The organism is Mobiluncus mulieris ATCC 35243 (assembly GCF_000160615.1).
GTDB classification, from domain to species: Bacteria; Actinomycetota; Actinomycetes; order Actinomycetales; family Actinomycetaceae; genus Mobiluncus; species Mobiluncus mulieris.
Map to the genome: position 1 here is coordinate 588,698 of NZ_GG668518.1, position 16,909 is coordinate 605,606.

The window sequence follows — 16,909 nt, forward strand, 5'->3', positions numbered from 1 at the left end:
CTCAGCGGCGCAGTGATTCCCGGCTGACACCGAGTTTCAATCCGATATCACTGATAACCACCCATCTCAAAACCCCAGAACCGTCTCGAAGCCGATCAAACACCAGCCCCACAGCACGATCCCTAAACCCCTGCGAATAATTCCTAGACATAAAACAACCCTCTCAAAAAAACCTAGAAACAAAACACGGGACACTTCACTACGAAATTGTGGAACTCAGTCTTGTTGTCCCGCGCGAATTCTGCCCTGAGCTCACCTGCGTTGGTAGGGGCGGCTCCTAAGCGTGGAAACGTGTTCTGCACTGCAACCTTTTAGACTGTGGCTCTCCGGCGTAGCTGTTCGCTAATTGTTTCCAGCCATTTTTTCCGACAGTATTCCAACGGTGGGTGTATAGTTTCCTGGGTCGTGTGGATTGAACTGAGTCGGTAAAGGGTTCTAGACTTGATTTCGGATTCGGCGGTAGGCTCGGGTTTTTCCTGGTAGTAACTGGATTCGAGTCTGCCCTTGTCAAAGACAGGCAAGGTATCTATAGCACTGTCTTCACCGATTCCGAGGTAGAAGGGGAAACCAGGTGCAAAGGCTTTGCGTCCTAGGTAGGAGACAAATGTAGGGTCGCTTATGGCTTGGTCTAATTGCTCTAAATGTCCTTCGCACTGAATCTGGACTATAAATTCGGCATCTGCCAGCAGCGTGCGACGCACAATAGTGGTTTTTCCTTGGGCATCCGGAATAAAAGCTAGGCCTCTATTAGTTGCTCGTTTTCCGGTCAACAACGTCAGCAGTCTCGTGGCAACTTGCATGTCTTCATCCCTTACCCCAATGGTTTGGTAATCATCACAGATACGCCCCGGGCTATCTACACGCACCGCGAACTGCAAATCCTGAAACCACAGGGGGTATTTCCCTCGTGGACACCCTAAACAGGCAGCAACCAGCCCCTCAAGACTACCGCGTGTGGGGTAGTCCTGGGTGTGACTAATATTGCCGCTAACCTTTGCTCCAGCCCAGCTTTGCAGCGGCCCGGCCAGACGAATGTATACAGAAGTCATGCCTGAATCCAGTCCACGATTTTATTTATGAAGTCGCTTTTATTGCTGTATTTCAGGTTGAAACCGGCAATATCTTTTTCTTCACAGGTACCAGAGATAGCATTCACTCCTGCAAAGTTGTCAGGGTCAAAACGGCGTGCGGATTGGTACTGCTTCAAGAGCTCGTCAACAGTCGCGCCGATGAATCCGCCTTCGTTACTAGCCTGAATTGGTTTTTCGAAATCATAAGCGATGCGATGTGCCTGTTCCTCGGCCAACAGCAGTGCCGGCATAACGTATGGGGCGGTGCTGTTCTTTTTACCTCTAGGTAGGGCATAGATGAGGGCATCCACCATAGCTGCAAGGTTCTCGTGGGCGGACTCACTATCAAATCCGGTCCAGGACTTGCGTAGCTGCGCTTTGTCGATGGTGACGGTGCGATAGAAACAGCCGCTAGTGTAAAGCGCCATACCCAAGAAAGTTGCACCTGCTCCTTGATGTTGCAAAGGCGCGTCATCGGTAGTGTTGTAGTAATCCGTTTCAATAATTGCTTGGTGTGTTGATACCGCAGGGGAAACTGCGATGGCGGATTCAGTGTTCATTCCAGGGGCGGAAGCAAACATGCGACCGAAAGCAGCAATTGCTAGTGAACCTGTTTTTCCTGCTTCCATAAATTCTGGGTTTTTACCTTGTGCTATAGCCTTAGCGCACGCTTCCAGCTCTTCTCCAGATAGCCATGTAGATCGAGCAGAGTCACGCTTTTTAGAGGAATCGTCGTTTTTTGTTAGTGCTCCAATGGCTTTTTTTGCACTCTTAAGAAAATCCTTTTTATTTCCTTTAGGATTTAGCTCTAGCGCTCTTTCGGTAACCATTTCTGCTAGATTTCCGGAACGAACCGAAATATCTTGAGAAACATTTTCATAGGCAGAGCGAGCTGCACGTTTTATAGACTGTGATGAAAGCTGGCCACGCAATACGCCACCCTGGATTAGACGCTTTGGAGTTCCAGTGTCATCACGGTTCAGATTGGACCAGGGGATAGAATTTAGGATGTGGATAGTAAGTATGTTGGACATTATTTTTCCTCTCCATTAGGTGTTTCGTTTGAATTGTCTGATGAATAGGGGCGAAGGTTAACATAGTAGTCGTGTAATACGCGGTTCCGAGATTTTTGCGAGGAAACGGAAACTCCCTTTCCCCAGTGCGTGAGGAGCTGGACAAGCTGGTACCAATCTATGGGGTGATCATATTTCTCGACAAACTTCAAGATTGAACGGAGAGTCAAAGCGGCATTCTCTAAACCTAGGTTTGGCAAAAATCTCAGCCTTTGGGCAATTGCGTCCGGTTTATCGAATTCAATTTTGGCACCTCTGGTGTACGCTAGAGACTTGGAAGTGAGCGCAAAACTTTCTCCGAGTGGTGTATATACTGGTTTTTTTTCTTCGTCTTCCCCTTTTTCTACCTGCGGTATCTCGGGAAAGTCCGCTATCAAGGAAACTCCTCTCAACAGCGCCTTTTCTGGTACTCCCTCGGAATAGGGAAGCACAAATGGATATGCTGCATTTTCTGTGTAAGTACTCCGTCCTCGCTTTAGTGCAGCCAAAGTTGAACGGTAATTCTTTTCGTTACGGCGGCGAAGAACTTCGCTAACTAAGGTTTTCCATGGTTCATCTTTAGACATTTATTTCATCCCTTCAAGTGCAACGTTTACGATTTTCCCTAGTTTTTCTCGTAGATACTGGTGTGTGGTTGTAACTTCTGGCACCATAGATTGCGCATACGGTAACGTGACTTCATCAAAAGCAGACATGGTAGCTTTTTGAGTTGCCTTCAATATCTCGGAATAATTATTTTCGTCTTCTAATTGATTCTCTCGCATAGAATTTTCAAAAATAGGTCGAATATGCCTCCAGAACGCGGTTGAAACATCCCCACGAAGAAAGCCCAAGTTAGACAGGGTAGGAATGTTTGGTTGTGTAGGTTTTCCGAAACAAAACACTAATTTTTTTTGCATATCAAGAACCACGTTCGCGTACATTTCAGCAATCTCGTATAAGTCTTTGTGGGGTGACCACAGGGAATTATCGTCTGGAATCAACACTTCTGAGGCTCGAATCACAGGAGAAGATGGCGTGCCTCCTAATTGGTGGCGCAAGAAACATAAGTATGACTCGGCATCATGATGAAGTATGCGCGTAGTAGAGGAGTATTCCATATACTGCGGATTTTGTTCCGCATTCCAATGGACTGCTAAGTCTGTTGCGTCTCGGCCGAAGTCCAGCCGCTGCGGTTTCAAAATGCCGTCTTTGTTTGGAGTATATAAATATAGGGGATCCCTAGTATTGCGGTTATCCCACCACGATTTCTTTCGAGCATTCTCCTGTTCTTTAGCGGCTTTATCCTTCTTAGCAGAAGGGCATACTCCATGAGCTTGTGAATACCAATGCCTAGGTATGCCACAGGGTTTTGCGCTTGTCAACATATTTCCTTCCCAAACGCAAACTGCGGTGTTCGAGCTCCAGCTAGCATCCCACAAAGGATGATCCTTGCCCAGAGATTCTGGATTACGCAGAGCCCAGGCCGGAAAATCGTTGCATTCAAGCCAATCTATAGGAATATTCATCAACAAAGTTTCATAGATACTGTCCTTAATGAAGAACACTTCAGTAATGGTTTTCCCTACATCCTTCTTCTTATCTACACCCAGGAATCTGATGCCAGGTGCCCCCATAGCGCACTTTTCCCCATCGTACTGATTGTTTCCAGCTAAAGAGTAGTGGTGATTAATGGCCAACCATAGTAAAGCCTTATCAAGACTTAGCTGATTTGCAAATGTGAAACTCATTTTCCAGAAAGCTTCTGCAGAATCTGGAGCCATGGCGGGGGAGAGTTTCTTTGGTGCTCCATCTGTTTCTTGGCCACTAATGACTTGGCGTTGCAGAAAGGGGTAATCCGCATTTAGTGGATTGCAGTAGGGAGCCAAGGACTCGATAGCCTCATCGATAGCATCAATATCGGGTTCTTCGGGTGCTACTTTGCTACCCTTTTGTTTACGAATTCGCTCAGCCAGAACCGCTATATCGCGCAGAATTCGTAACGAAGAGCCTGCGGAAAACCCTGGATTTATGAGAAGATCTTGCGTAGATAAAGTATTTCGTGAAGAGTTGTTGGGCACAGTTGCAGAGGAGCAGAGAACATCACGTGCAGTCATTCTTCCCCTAGCAGTGGGAATCCAAGCGATGTCCTTCAACGCGTTGATAGCCATTCTTCCTCCTCGTCAGTTCTGGATTTGCGCACCACTTTACACTTTGATAATATACAAAGTTGACTTTTTTGTCAAGAGGTGATAATATAAACATATGGTTACCCTGCCGGAACGGGGAAAAATATACTAGCACTACACAACAGAATTACCCCCAAGCTCTTGGGGAAGTTGATAGCCATTCTAGCAGGGAGGATACAGTGGTCTACATCACACTAGTACCAGCGCATATGCTGGTGAAACCAGAGTTTCGAGCCAAACTAACATGTGTATTCAAGACTCCGGATTTCCGGCATCGTGCTGTGATGGATTTGTTCCCTGAGTTTGAGGGGGAACAGAATCCGCGTGCCGCTGCCAGCATTCTTTTCCGCTTAGAAACTCTGCCAGGGTTGGCTCCGCGTTTCGTGGTGCAGTCGGATATTTCGCCTGCAGTGGATAAACTTCCAAAAGGGGTAGAACCGCTAGGTTACACGTTTCCAGAGCTAGGCGAAGGAACGCCTGTTTCATTTCGTTTGGCCGTTAACCCGGTGATTCGACATTCTCAAGGAAAAGACGGCCAACCTGCAAGAACCACTACGGTTGCACCCTTTGGGAAGGAACCCGCTGAGAGTGCGGCAAGCCTGGAAACTTGGCTTTCGCAAAAACTTTCCCCGGGCTTAGCTGAAGTAAATATTATCAACGCGCAGCGTGAAATCATTGGTGATGGCTATCCGAACCAAGACATATCGAAGATTAAAAGAATCGTCATTGACTTGGTTGATGGGGTAGCTTGCGTTGGTGATGCGAAAACTCTGAATAAGATGCTTCGAAGTGGTGTAGGTCGTGCCAAATCCTATGGCTGTGGGCTTTTATCAGTAAAGCAGTTGTGACGGAGTATTAGAATGTCATCAATTCAAGAACAGATTTGGGGTAAATATTCTAAAAACTACGGGTTCTATCCCTTACTGGCTCACCTATACGATACCGCAGTTTGCGCTGAGATTGTTTTTGATTACTGGCTGCGACCTGGACTGCAGGAAATCCTCAAAAATGATTTTGGTGAAAGCGTCCTTCAGGTAGTATCTCTGGTTGCGGGATTACACGATTTGGGTAAGGGAAATCCGGTATTTCAAGGTCAACAGGCTGCGTATGAGACAAATAAAGACTTACCGGTAATTAGAGAGCATTTCAATCAATTTGCAAATACAGAATATTTTATTGATGTAAAGCGAAGGGAGGCTAATAGACCTTCGGTGCGCCGTCACGAACAGGTTGGCGCCCTTGATTTATTTGGTGATGAATCAAAACTATTCAAAGACCGCGTTACGGAGCATTGGTTGGCTGCTGTGGTGGCAGGACATCATGGCACCTTTTTCAGGGAAACAAAATCTGATGATGAGCGACAGATTGACTCTACAAAGCTCCTGCGTTCTGGAGTGTGGAAAACAGTTCGGGAGGACTCCACCTCACTAATAGAACGATTTTGTGGGCTGCATATTGCAGATCTCCCGCGAGTGATTTCACCCATTTCACTCATGCTGCTAACCGGCTTGGTGACTGTGGCGGATCGTCTATCCTCTGGAGATGACTGGGTTGCGGAACAAGCTGCTGCCCTTAAATCTGGGAGCATCAGTCTGGACAACCCAGATGAATGGAAATCATATATTTTCCAGAAAATGCTGAATCGGGTCAAGTTACTCTTAGGTATATTTGAGCCGCTTAGTAATGCTCAGGAAACTTTGTTGGGGTGCTGGAATCCACGACCTGCACAGAAGATTGCCCAGAATTCTGGTGATGGGATGCTGACTATCATGTCTGCTACTGGTTCGGGCAAAACTGAGGCGGCGCTATTACGTCATGCAAATGCTTCGGAACGTCTGATATTCCTGTTGCCCACGCAAGCAACTACTAATGCCATGATGCGACGGCTCCAGGAGGCCTTCCAAAACACTAGTAATGTGGGGACTTTGGCTCATGGTATGGCAATATTGGAGAATTTTTATAGTCAAAAAATTACGGTGACGGAGCATCGAGACGATTCTACCGATACGGGTGATGTGTCTGCTCGGGGTTTGTATCCCACGGAGTTTGTGAGACAGAAATCAGCGCGGTTACTTGCCCCGGTTGTGGTCGCTACTGTAGACCAAGCGGTTATGGCATCACTGCCCATGAAATGGACAGCTTTGCGGCTGCTAGCCTTGGCGAATTCGCATGTAGTTATGGATGAAGTTCACACACTTAGTCCTTATCAAACAAGACTGATTGAACCCCTCATGACTTGGCTGGGCAGAACCGGAACCAGAGTAACGTTATTGTCCGCGACCATGCCTCATGAACACTTGGAACAGTTAACTAATGCTTATACAGGTAATCTGAGCCACGAAAACACAACTCGTATTGAGGAGTATGATTTTCCGGCAACTGCTAGCGTCAGTGTAGGCGGGAAAGTGAAAGTATCTGCTCTGAAGATTGATATAAATCGGGATCAGTACCAGATTAATTATGATTTGAAAGAAGTTTCTAACATATCCGAAGCACATATAGACTGGGCTAAGCAAATTCACGAAAAGTATCCAAAAGCAAGGTTAGGTGTTTTCGTAAATACCATCGACAGAGCACAAGAAATCGCTGGAGGACTGTTGAAACTCGGCTGTAACGTGATGGTGCTGCATTCCCGATTGACAGCCAAACACCGTAGTGAGGTTGAAGAAGCATTATTCAATGCGTTGGGGCCGAGAGGAAACGCAGAAGGATTGGTAGTGGTTGGTACGCAAGCTATAGAAGCGTCATTGGATATTGACTTGGACTTGATATCGACCGACTTAGCACCAGCTCCGTCGTTGCTGCAACGTTTTGGGCGAGCCTGGCGAAGACAAGATACTAAACGTGAACAGCGAATTCCTGGGATGTCGGCAATGCAAGTACAGATAGTAGCTGGCATGCTCATAGATGAAAATGCAGGATATCAGGAAAAATGGTGGATACCCTATCTATATTCTCCATTACGGCGTACCTGCAAGTGGCTGAGAGGACATAGGGGAGCCATTGTTGCTCCGAACGATATCCAGAGCTTTGTAGAACAATCGTGGGTCTCTGCTGAGGAATTGGAAGATGCAGAAGACTTTGATGAGTATGCCTCTATACTGCAGGAACAGCAGAAGGCTACGCAGTGGATTAATAGCTGGCCGATGTTTTATCGGGGGGAAGCACGAATGGACGCCCTCCGGCACTTGACATGGCAAGATGGAGAAAACGCAGAAGGTGAATCACCTCGAACCCGCAGTATAGAAAGGGAAAATCGGCAACTTATTATTTTGGGTGAGGGAAGTGACGCGCCCGGGGCATTCAACGGGACTGTGGAAGAACTGCGTTCGTTGCGTGTTGACAGAAATGGTATGCCTAGCTCTAGAATTAAAGAAGCCTTGCGAGCCCAAATCAATGTTTCATCGGCCAAGATGATAAAGGTTTTACGAGAAAAAGTTGAGCAGTATCCTGTTTTAGGCGAGGAAACAACACCCTTGTTGCGAGGAAGACAAGTAGTGCGTCTAGGCGATGATTTTACTTATGACACTCTCTTCGGATTACAGCTATTAAGAAATAGAACTCTAGGGAAGGCTATGAGTTGACTTACTCAGATGATGCTTTGATATTCGCCAAAATTCCGGTCAGCGAACAGATACGCTTGGAAGATCGGGTATCATATCTTTATTTGGAGTATTGCCAGGTAATTCAGAACCACACGGGTGTGGCAGCTATTAGCGAGGGTAACCATGATTCTGAAGATAGGGAGCCGCTAAAACGAATAATCCAGATTCCAGTGGCAGGATTAGCCGTTTTGTTTCTCGGTCCAGGAACTTCTATCACACAACCGGCAATGGCATCGTGTAGCCGTGCTGGTTTGACGGTGATATTCAGTGGGGGAGGCGGATGCCCTTACTACTCCCATGCTATGGCGCTGACCAGCTCGTCGAGATGGGCGATTGCTCAGGCTCACTTAGTAGCAGATGAACGCAATGCTCGCAAAGCTGCCAAGTTTTTGTATAAACGACAGCTAGGTATTGATATAGAACGTGAACTGACTATCAGCCAAATGCGTGGGCTCGAGGGAAGCCTGATAAAAAAACGATACCGAGAACTGTCTAGAGAATTTAAAGTGAATGGATTTCGGCGAGACACAGGAGGAGAAGACGTTTTGAACCAAGCCTTGAACTTGGTGAACGGCATTTTGTATGGGTGTGCAGCTTCTGCCTGTGCGGCATTAGGGGTTAATCCGGCGCTGGGAATTATCCATCGTGGTGACATACGGTCGTTGTTGTTTGATGTAGCGGATCTCTATAAGCCCAATGCAGCGTTGCCTATTTCATTTCGTAGCGTGAGTAAGGATGAACCACTAAAGTTCGCTCGAAAGGAAATGCGAAGGTTTATCTATGAACAAAATGTATTAGAAAACATGATTTCGATCTTGATGAATGTTTTGGAGCCATACCTTCCTACAATAAAGGATGACAGGTTGATTGATGAGTCTGGTGAAGTGCCAGGACATAAAGATTATAGCAATTAATGATGGCGATAGAGGGAGAATATGTTTGTAATTTTGACCGCAACTGCTGTTCCAGAACATTTGCATGGTTATTTGTCGCGGTTTTTAACCGAAGTGAACATGGGAGTTTACGTTGGAAAAATCACGCCTCGGGTTGCTGATGCGCTGTGGGAAAGATGTCGGAAAGTTGGGAAGGAAGGCTCTCTCACTTTGGTACAATCGGATGTGAGATTTGAACAGGGATTTTCTGTGCGTGCTTACAGTCCGAGGCAGCACCGAGTACGTTGTTTCGATGGATTGTGGCTAGGTGAAATGGCTAGGAATTTTGAATTCTAGCGCTAAAATTACAGGTGGCTAAGTGTTTTCCCCGCGCCAGCGGGGGTAATTCCGAGGAATGGTGGCAGGGCGGCGAATGCCATCGGTTTTCCCCGCGCCAGCGGGGGTAATTCCAGTAGGTTTTGTGTGTTTAACCGTAGTTCTGAGTTTTCCCCGCGCCAGCGGGGGTAATTCCATCGACCATAAACAGCTGGAGCGCACTAAGCAGTTTTCCCCGCGCCAGCGGGGGTAATTCCAGTTCGGGGAAGCGGGTCCGTCTAGGCCGCTGGTTTTCCCCGCGCCAGCGGGGGTAATTCCATTGAAGTCCTGGGTTTGCAAAAACTGGATTTGTTTTCCCCGCGCCAGCGGGGGTAATTCCTGGTCGAAGTGTGCCTGGGGAGTTACTTCCGGGTTTTCCCCGCGCCAGCGGGGGTAATTCCTGGTCGAAGTGTGCCTGGGGAGTTACTTCCGGGTTTTCCCCGCGCCAGCGGGGGTAATTCCTATGGTTCTCGCGGCTCACCTGGGGGTAAGCCGTTTTCCCCGCGCCAGCGGGGGTAATTCCTACAGCGGACCAGTTCAGACCGCCTGGAAACAGGCAGCCTAAACAACCAACCTGTCAACAACTTGCGGCCAACCCCAGAATTCAGAAATCCTGCCAGCGCGGCATTCAAGATTGCGGGTGGAACTCCGGATGGCACCTCATGAAGCCGGGGGAACAAAGGCGAGCGGGGCGAAGTCTTTTGTAAAATAGGGAGCAGAGGAGGTGCCAGGTGGAGACAGACCCGTTCAAGGAATACCTCCGGGAAGTTGAACCGGACAGGCAGTATAAAGGCTATGCGTGGCATACCGCCATCGGCTTGCAAGCCGTTGATGGGCTGAAAACCTCGGATTACCTGGCACACACCGCGATTAGAAACATCGAAGGCGAGATAACCTTTACCGAGGCAAATGCGCTTTTAGACGCGTATTATGCGGCAAAACCTGTTGGGGATGCTCCCAGTCGGGTGGAAGAGGCCGACAAGGTTTCAGCGCGAATCGCCGCGTTGCTGTCCGAAAAAGCCTTTAGTTTCACCCCGGGCGAATACCTGGGGATTCACCGTAGACTGTTTAGCGGGATTTACCCGCACGCGGGACAGATGCGCGATTACAACATCACCAAGAAAGAATGGGTGTTGAACGGTGCCACGGTGCTCTACGGCAGCGCCACCGAGTTGGAGGCCACCCTGGAATATGACTTTTCCGAAGAGAGACAGTTTTCCTATCGGGGGTTGTCGCTGGACGAGATTGTTGCCCACCTGGCGGTGTTCGTGTCCCGTTTGTGGCAGATTCACGTATTCGCCGAAGGCAACACCAGAACCACGGCGGTGTTCTTTATCAAGTATCTGCGCACTCTGGGCTTCGAGGTGACCAACGATATTTTCGCTGAAAATGCCTGGTATTTCCGCAATGCGTTGGTGCGGGCGAACTATAGCGACCTGAAGAACGAGGTTCACGCCACCACGGAATACCTGGAACTGTTTTTGCGCAACCTCCTGTCCGGTGAAAAGCATCCCTTGCGAAACCGGACATTGCACGTGAGTCTGGGCTCAAAAGTAATCAGGAAACCGGATATTGAGGCGAATAAACCGGACATTGACAGCGGGAAACCGGACATTGATGAAGAGAAACCGGATATTGCGGATGCGCTGTCAACCAAAGCTGCCCAGCAAGCCATGAGGCTGCGCGAGGCGTTCCCCGGTCAGGAAATTTTCGGTCGCGCAGAGGTGATGCGGATCCTTGGTATAAAGGCATCCAGAGGCTCTGAACTGCTCAAACAACTGTTGGAGAACGGTGTTATCGAAACGATTTCCGGACACGGCAAAGGGAAATACCGCTTCCGCACCTCTGCCTAAAACCGACAGTTACCCAATGGCGGTGGATTTTAGTGTTGTAGCCGTGGTTCCGGATGGCACCTCATGAAACCGAGGCAAAAATGGGGGAAACAACACGACGAAACAGGCGGTTTTGGCGAAGCGAGCAGCGAGGCAAACAAGGACAACGGAGAAACATGCGGATGAAGTGAGCTGCGAGAGCGGGGCAGGACAGCGAAAAGCAGGGCAAACGAGGACAACGACGCGGCTGACAGGGGCAACAGCGGCGAAAATCCGAGAAAAACGAGTGTTTGTCCCGGGGCGAGGCGACTCGATGCCTTAGGGTAGCAGGGTGATAAAGTACCTGGGATCGAAACGCACCCTCGTGCCCGCGCTGCAAAACATCGCGAGATTGTCCGGTGCCACGACGGCTTTGGACATGTTCACCGGCACTACCCGCGTCGCCCAGGCCTTCAAAGAAGCCGGGATTGTCACCGGGGCTAATGACACTGCGACTTACGCGAAAATCTTGGCGGATTGCTATATCAAAACTAATGCGCGTGACATCGATTTCCGCAACCTGCGCGAAATCCTGAAAGATCTGGCGGACACCCCAGCACGCCCCGGATATTTCACCGAAACCTTTTGCGTGAAATCAAGATTTTTCCAACCTAAAAACGGGGCGCGCATCGATGCCATCCGCGAACGCATCGAGACCGAATACGCCGGCACCCCGCTGTATCCCGTGCTGTTGACCTCCCTGATGGAAGCCGCCGACCGGGTCGATTCCACCACCGGCCAGCAGATGGCCTACCTGAAAACCTGGGCACCGCGCGCGTACAACGACCTGGAGTTGCGGGTGCCAGAACTGCTCGATGGCAGCGGATGGACTTGGCGCGCGGATGCGAATGAACTAGCCGGGTGCTTGGCTAGGCACGGCGGTGTCAATCTGGGTGGTACTGGTTGCGGCGGCGGTGCGCAGGTGGGTGCTGGGCTGGGTGCCGCGCGCGAAGACGCACTGCCGGAATTTGACCTGGTGTACCTCGATCCGCCGTACAACCAGCACCGATACTTCACGAACTATCACATTTGGGAAACTCTGGTGCGCTGGGATGCGCCCGAGGCCTACGGGGTGGCGTGCAAGCGTGCCGATGCCCGCGACCCTGACACGCATTCGCCCTACAATCGTCGGCGTGAAATGCCGCAAGCCCTGGCGGATTTGGTAGCCACCGTGCCGTGTCAGACCCTGGTGCTCTCGTATAACAATGAAGCCTGGGTGGATTTCGAGGAGCTGTTCGCGCTGGTCGCAGCACGTTTCGAGGATGCCACCGCCTTGGCTTTTGACTCCAAACGCTACGTGGGAGCCCAGATTGGCATCTACAGTCCCACCGGTCAGCGCGTCGGGAAAATCAGCCATTTGCGCAACCTCGAATACGTATTCGTTGGCGGCTCCCGCGAAGTCGTCTCCGCTGTTCGCGACGACTTCGCCTCGCTGGGCACCACGGTGCATGTCTAAAATAGTGGCAGAGCATGCAATTGTAAATCATATTATAGTATAATAATGATGTAGACTCTTCACACATCTAAGAAGGGGTAAATAATGCGCAAAATTCGCCTAACCTCACTATTTACCGCCCTGGTACTTGCAGTTTGCACTGTAAGCTTTCCGGGAACGGCATTTGCAGCGAACTCCACACTAAGTAGCCAAGAGAAATTATCTCATGTGCTATCTGAATCAAATAGTGGTAATAACCAGGGTGGCCATTCCTTTGAGACCCGTGGTGCAAAATCCTTCGCTATTAAGACTACCTTAAAGGACATAGCCTCTGGGCTCCGGGGTGGAAGTGAGAAGCTTATTAAATTCGCCGGCAAGGCGTTGGATAAACAAGCCGTAAAAGTATTGAGTAAGAATTTAGATTTTGTTGCCGACGCGATAGACGGTGTGGCTAGAATACCTGATTTAGCTGAACATGTAGTGAAAGAAAAACTGCTCTATGCTCTAAGGCCATTAGGCCACAGTAATGCAATGGTCATATCTGACGCGGTAACTGCGCTAGTTTCAGCAGTAGTGCTTTAGATTTTAAAGCGTGTGTACTTTATGGAAGAAGAAAAGCTTAAAACGCGAATTGACCAGCTGGAATCCGAAGTTACGCGACTTAAGGAACTCGTTATGACTCTAGTTGGAAGCGTTCAATACAGAAACGATAAACCCTATTGGGCATACCTGGCTCAAAGTATGACCTACGGCGAAAAAGAAACAGAACTTAGCCTGATGCTCATCGGCATTTGTAGACGATTAGAAGGTGAGGAACAACCTATAAAACCGAAGAGACTGTGCGAAAACAATTCATATATGCAAGAGGCTTATTCGAACGAACCAATGACCGAAAAAGAAGCCATAGAATTGTTAGCTCAAGTTGTCGGGCCGGTAGACGCGCCTGAAGTGCTGCACGGATTTATCAAACAGTCTCAAATTAAATCCAACGTATCAGTGCTTTTCCGTAGTGACGTTCGCGCAGTGCTTAGTTTTTCGGAGTGGCAGTTTTGCGTAGCGCGGGGAACATGCGCTACAGTTGGGGGCACGGCGTTGAACCGGCCGCGCGGCTTGTGTTAGCAGCTCACCTGGGTCTTTACGATTCATGAGGTGCCAGCGAAAATCTCGCGGGAATCACCGGGGAGCCTCGGAAAGAACAGCGGTACCCGCCTGCCTGGGTAGGCCACGCTCACTAGAATCCGACGGGTCGGATCCGTAATCATCCCGAAGGAAGCGGCTCGCTTCCAGAAACTGGGCAAGTTCGGGACTTGAAACCTTTGCCAGGGAAACCGGCAAGCACCTCATGAACCCGAAACCAGATGGGCGCGGGACATGAACGCCGCCGGGAATACCGGGTGGCGCCTCATGAACTCACCATCAAAACCAGACCCGGCAGCGAGCAAGCGAGGTGGTACCGCGCGCGCCGCAAACAGTGACGGGCGTCCTCGTGACCAACACGACCAGCGAGGACGAAATGAGCGAAACCAAGCGCGGGTTTTACCCCAAACACCGAAAAAGCAGTGTCCCTTCCTCTCCGGATTTCCCCACCCAAGAAACGGAAACCCTGGCGTATTGGAAGGCTGATGACACCTTTCAAGCCAGCATTGACCAGCGTGACGCCGGGAAAAATGGTTCCAACGAATTCGTGTTCTATGACGGGCCGCCCTTTGCGAACGGCCTGCCCCACTATGGGCACCTGCTGACCGGGTATGTCAAAGACATCGTGGGGCGCTATGAAACCATGCGGGGGTATCGGGTCGAACGTCGTTTTGGTTGGGATACCCACGGTCTGCCCGCCGAACTAGAAGCCGAACGCATTCTGGGAATCGAGGATAAATCCCAGATTGAAGGCGAAGGCGCGATGGGAATCAAGGCTTTCAACCAGGCGTGTCGCGACTCCGTTTTGAAATACACCAAAGAATGGGAAGAACAGGTCACTCGCCAGGCGCGTTGGGTCGATTTCGATAACGACTACAAGACCTTGGATCCCACCTTTATGGAATCCGTGATTTGGGCTTTCAAGACGCTCTATGACAAGGGTCTGATTTACGAAGGTTACAAGGTGTTGCCGTACTGTTGGAATGACGGTACCCCCTTGTCGAACCACGAGCTAAAGATGGATGATGACATCTATCAAAACCGCACCGACCAAACCGTGACGGTGGGCTTGCGCCTGGAAACCGGTGAGTTAGCGTTGATTTGGACCACAACTCCTTGGACTTTGCCATCTAACCTGGCGGTTGCGGTGGGACCGGACATCGACTATGTGCGCGTCACCCCCAAAACCGGTGATTTGGCGGGCGAAACCGTGATTTTGGCCGAGGCGCTGGTATCGGCTTACACCAAGGAATTGGGCGATGATCCAGAGGTTTCCGCGCCATTTCCCGGCTCGGAGCTGGTCGGGGTCGGGTATGCTCCGATTTTCTCGTACTTCGAAGCCGCGAAAGCCGCTGGTGTCGCTGATGGCACTGCGGACGAGGCGGGACACGTCGGACCGGGCTCCAATGCGTGGACCATCATTGCCGCTGACTTCGTGTCCACCACAGATGGTACCGGCCTGGTGCACCTGGCTCCGGCTTTCGGCGAGGACGATATGAATGTCTGTGCTGTCAACAAAATCGGCATCGTGGTGCCGGTAGACGATGAAGGCCGTTTAACCGAGGACGTCACGGATTACGCGGGTAAAAACGTGTTCGAAGCCAATAGGTATATCATTGCAGACCTGCGTGATGTGACTGGCCCGATTGCGGCGCGTCCGGCGGAGGTGCGGGCACGGCTGGTGCGTGCGGCATCCTACGAGCACTCCTATCCGCACTGCTGGCGTTGCCGGGAACCCCTGATTTACAAGGCCGTGTCATCGTGGTTCGTGAAAGTCACCGCGTTTCGCGACCGCATGGTAGAGCTGAACCAGCAAATCACCTGGACCCCGGCTCACACCAAAGACGGGATTTTTGGCAACTGGCTGGCGGGCGCCCGCGATTGGTCGATTTCGCGCAACCGCTATTGGGGTTCCCCGATTCCGGTGTGGAAATCCGATAATCCGGCGTATCCACGCGTGGACGTGTACGGGTCTTTCGCCGAGTTGGAACGCGATTTCGGGGTGAAGGTCGATAACCTGCACCGCCCGTATATCGACGAGCTGGTGCGCCCGAATCCTGATGATCCGACCGGGAAATCCATGATGCGCCGTGTCCCGGAAGTGCTCGATTGCTGGTTTGAATCCGGTTCTATGCCCTACGCTCAGGTGCATTATCCATTTGAAAACCAGGATTGGTTCGAACACCACTATCCCGGACACTTTATTGTGGAATACATTGGGCAAACCCGCGGCTGGTTCTATACCCTGCATGTCTTGGCCACGGCTCTGTTTGACCGCCCGGCGTTTTTGAACTGTGTTTCGCACGGGATTGTGTTGGGTGATGATGGCCGTAAAATGTCCAAGTCTTTGCGTAACTATCCGGATGTGTCAGAGGTCTTTGACAAGTACGGCGCGGACGCGATGCGCTGGTTCTTGATGAGTTCCCCGGTGGTCAGCGGCGGTAACCTGATTGTGACCGACAAGGGTATTCACGACACGGTACGCCAGGTGTTGTTGCCGGTGTGGAACGCGTACTACTTCTTTACGCTCTATGCCGGGACGTGTAGCAAGGGTGCGGGTTATGACGCGAAGCTGGTTGACGTGTTTGACGCGGCGGTGGTGTCTGGTCTGCCGGTTATGGACAGGTATTTGCTGTCGGCCGCCCGCGAACTGTTCCGGGATTTGCGCGGGGAACTGGATGCTTTCCACATTCCAGAGGCTTGTGAAAAGGTGCGTTCGTTCCTGGATTTGTTGAACAACTGGTACATTCGAATTTCGCGCCAGCGTTTCTGGGACGAAGATCCGCAGGCTTTCGATGTGCTCTATACCGTGTTAGAGGCCTTGATGCGCGCTATTGCGCCGATGTTGCCCCTGGTGTCGGAGGAAATCTGGCGTGGCCTGACGGGGGAGCGTTCGGTACACTTGGCGGATTACCCGGATTGGGACGCGGCCGGGCACGATTCGGATTTGGTGGCAGCCATGAACGAGGTTCGCGGTATTGTTTCCGCCGCCCACGGCTTGCGTAAGGCTGAAAAGTTGCGGGTGCGTTTGCCACTGGCTTGGTTGCGGGTGGTTTCCCCGCTTCATGAGGCGCTAGCCGATTTTGCGGGGCTTATTGCCGAGGAGGTGAACGTGAAGAACGTCGAAGTTATCGGCGTGGAGGGTTCTGGTTTGCGCTCCCACCAGGAGTTGGCCTTGAACCCGAAGGGTTTCGCGCCGGAAGTGCGCAAGCTGACTTCCAAATTGTTTGCCGCCCAAAAGTCTGGAGCCTGGCAACTGGACGGGGATGCCGTCGTGTTCCCGGGGGTTTGCGTGGACGGGGA

The 16,909-nt window shown here is 50.7% G+C and carries 14 protein-coding genes and 1 CRISPR repeat array; of the genes, 9 read left to right on the top strand and 5 right to left on the bottom strand.

Annotated features, from left to right (window positions below; all coding sequences use genetic code 11):
• Position 1 precedes the first annotated feature (1 nt).
• The 5 genes from HMPREF0577_RS11540 to HMPREF0577_RS10550 all read right to left on the bottom strand — a co-directional run bounded on the left by HMPREF0577_RS11540 (position 2) and on the right by HMPREF0577_RS10550 (position 4,293).
• A complete protein-coding gene (locus tag HMPREF0577_RS11540; RefSeq protein WP_169305140.1) occupies positions 2–151 on the bottom strand; it encodes a hypothetical protein in 150 nt (49 codons plus the stop codon).
• A gap of 160 nt (positions 152–311) precedes the next feature.
• Positions 312–1,049 carry a type I-E CRISPR-associated protein Cas5/CasD gene (cas5e, locus tag HMPREF0577_RS02510; protein WP_004012076.1) on the bottom strand — a complete coding sequence of 246 codons (738 nt, stop codon included), beginning with the start codon at positions 1,047–1,049 and terminating at the stop codon, positions 312–314.
• The gene (gene cas7e, locus HMPREF0577_RS02515) at positions 1,046–2,104 is read right to left on the bottom strand and encodes a type I-E CRISPR-associated protein Cas7/Cse4/CasC (RefSeq protein WP_004012077.1); all 1,059 of its coding nucleotides are present in this window, start codon (positions 2,102–2,104) and stop codon (positions 1,046–1,048) included. Before cas7e ends, cas5e begins: the two co-directional genes overlap by 4 nt.
• Positions 2,104–2,709: a type I-E CRISPR-associated protein Cse2/CasB gene (locus HMPREF0577_RS02520; protein WP_004012078.1), complete on the bottom strand. Its 606-nt coding sequence runs from the start codon at positions 2,707–2,709 to the stop codon at positions 2,104–2,106. The genes cas7e and HMPREF0577_RS02520 overlap by 1 nt, the downstream gene beginning before the upstream one ends.
• The gene (locus HMPREF0577_RS10550) at positions 2,710–4,293 is read right to left on the bottom strand and encodes a type I-E CRISPR-associated protein Cse1/CasA (RefSeq protein WP_004012079.1); all 1,584 of its coding nucleotides are present in this window, start codon (positions 4,291–4,293) and stop codon (positions 2,710–2,712) included.
• A gap of 197 nt (positions 4,294–4,490) precedes the next feature.
• On the opposite strand from HMPREF0577_RS10550, the gene cas6e reads away from it, so the two are divergent.
• The 9 genes from cas6e to ileS form a co-directional block, all read left to right on the top strand.
• Complete coding sequence (gene cas6e, locus HMPREF0577_RS02530) at positions 4,491–5,159, top strand: type I-E CRISPR-associated protein Cas6/Cse3/CasE (RefSeq protein WP_146742426.1); 669 nt, start codon at positions 4,491–4,493, stop codon at positions 5,157–5,159.
• Positions 5,160–5,171: 12 nt separating this feature from the next.
• Positions 5,172–7,895, top strand: a complete 2,724-nt coding sequence (locus HMPREF0577_RS02535) for a CRISPR-associated helicase/endonuclease Cas3 (protein ID WP_004012081.1) — start codon at positions 5,172–5,174, stop codon at positions 7,893–7,895.
• Positions 7,892–8,830, top strand: coding sequence for a type I-E CRISPR-associated endonuclease Cas1e (gene cas1e, locus HMPREF0577_RS02540; RefSeq protein WP_004012082.1), 939 nt, complete (start codon positions 7,892–7,894; stop codon positions 8,828–8,830). Before HMPREF0577_RS02535 ends, cas1e begins: the two co-directional genes overlap by 4 nt.
• 21 nt (positions 8,831–8,851) lie before the next feature.
• Positions 8,852–9,145 (top strand): type I-E CRISPR-associated endoribonuclease Cas2e, encoded by a 294-nt coding sequence (gene cas2e / locus HMPREF0577_RS12040; RefSeq protein WP_004012083.1) that lies wholly within the window; start codon positions 8,852–8,854, stop codon positions 9,143–9,145.
• A 24-nt stretch (positions 9,146–9,169) separates the two neighbouring features.
• A CRISPR array of direct repeats spans positions 9,170–9,686; the repeat unit is 29 nt; unit sequence GTTTTCCCCGCGCCAGCGGGGGTAATTCC.
• Positions 9,687–9,894: 208 nt separating this feature from the next.
• Positions 9,895–11,016, top strand: a complete 1,122-nt coding sequence (locus HMPREF0577_RS02550; RefSeq protein ID WP_004012085.1) for a Fic family protein — start codon at positions 9,895–9,897, stop codon at positions 11,014–11,016.
• Positions 11,017–11,326: 310 nt separating this feature from the next.
• Positions 11,327–12,490 (top strand): DNA adenine methylase, encoded by a 1,164-nt coding sequence (locus HMPREF0577_RS02555; protein WP_004012086.1) that lies wholly within the window; start codon positions 11,327–11,329, stop codon positions 12,488–12,490.
• Positions 12,491–12,574: 84 nt separating this feature from the next.
• Positions 12,575–13,051 (top strand): hypothetical protein, encoded by a 477-nt coding sequence (locus tag HMPREF0577_RS02560; protein ID WP_004012087.1) that lies wholly within the window; start codon positions 12,575–12,577, stop codon positions 13,049–13,051.
• A gap of 21 nt (positions 13,052–13,072) precedes the next feature.
• Positions 13,073–13,588: a hypothetical protein gene (locus tag HMPREF0577_RS02565; RefSeq protein ID WP_004012088.1), complete on the top strand. Its 516-nt coding sequence runs from the start codon at positions 13,073–13,075 to the stop codon at positions 13,586–13,588.
• 394 nt (positions 13,589–13,982) lie between these two features.
• The coding region (gene ileS / locus HMPREF0577_RS02570) for an isoleucine--tRNA ligase (protein WP_036342408.1) at positions 13,983–16,909 on the top strand (2,927 nt) is incomplete at its 3' end.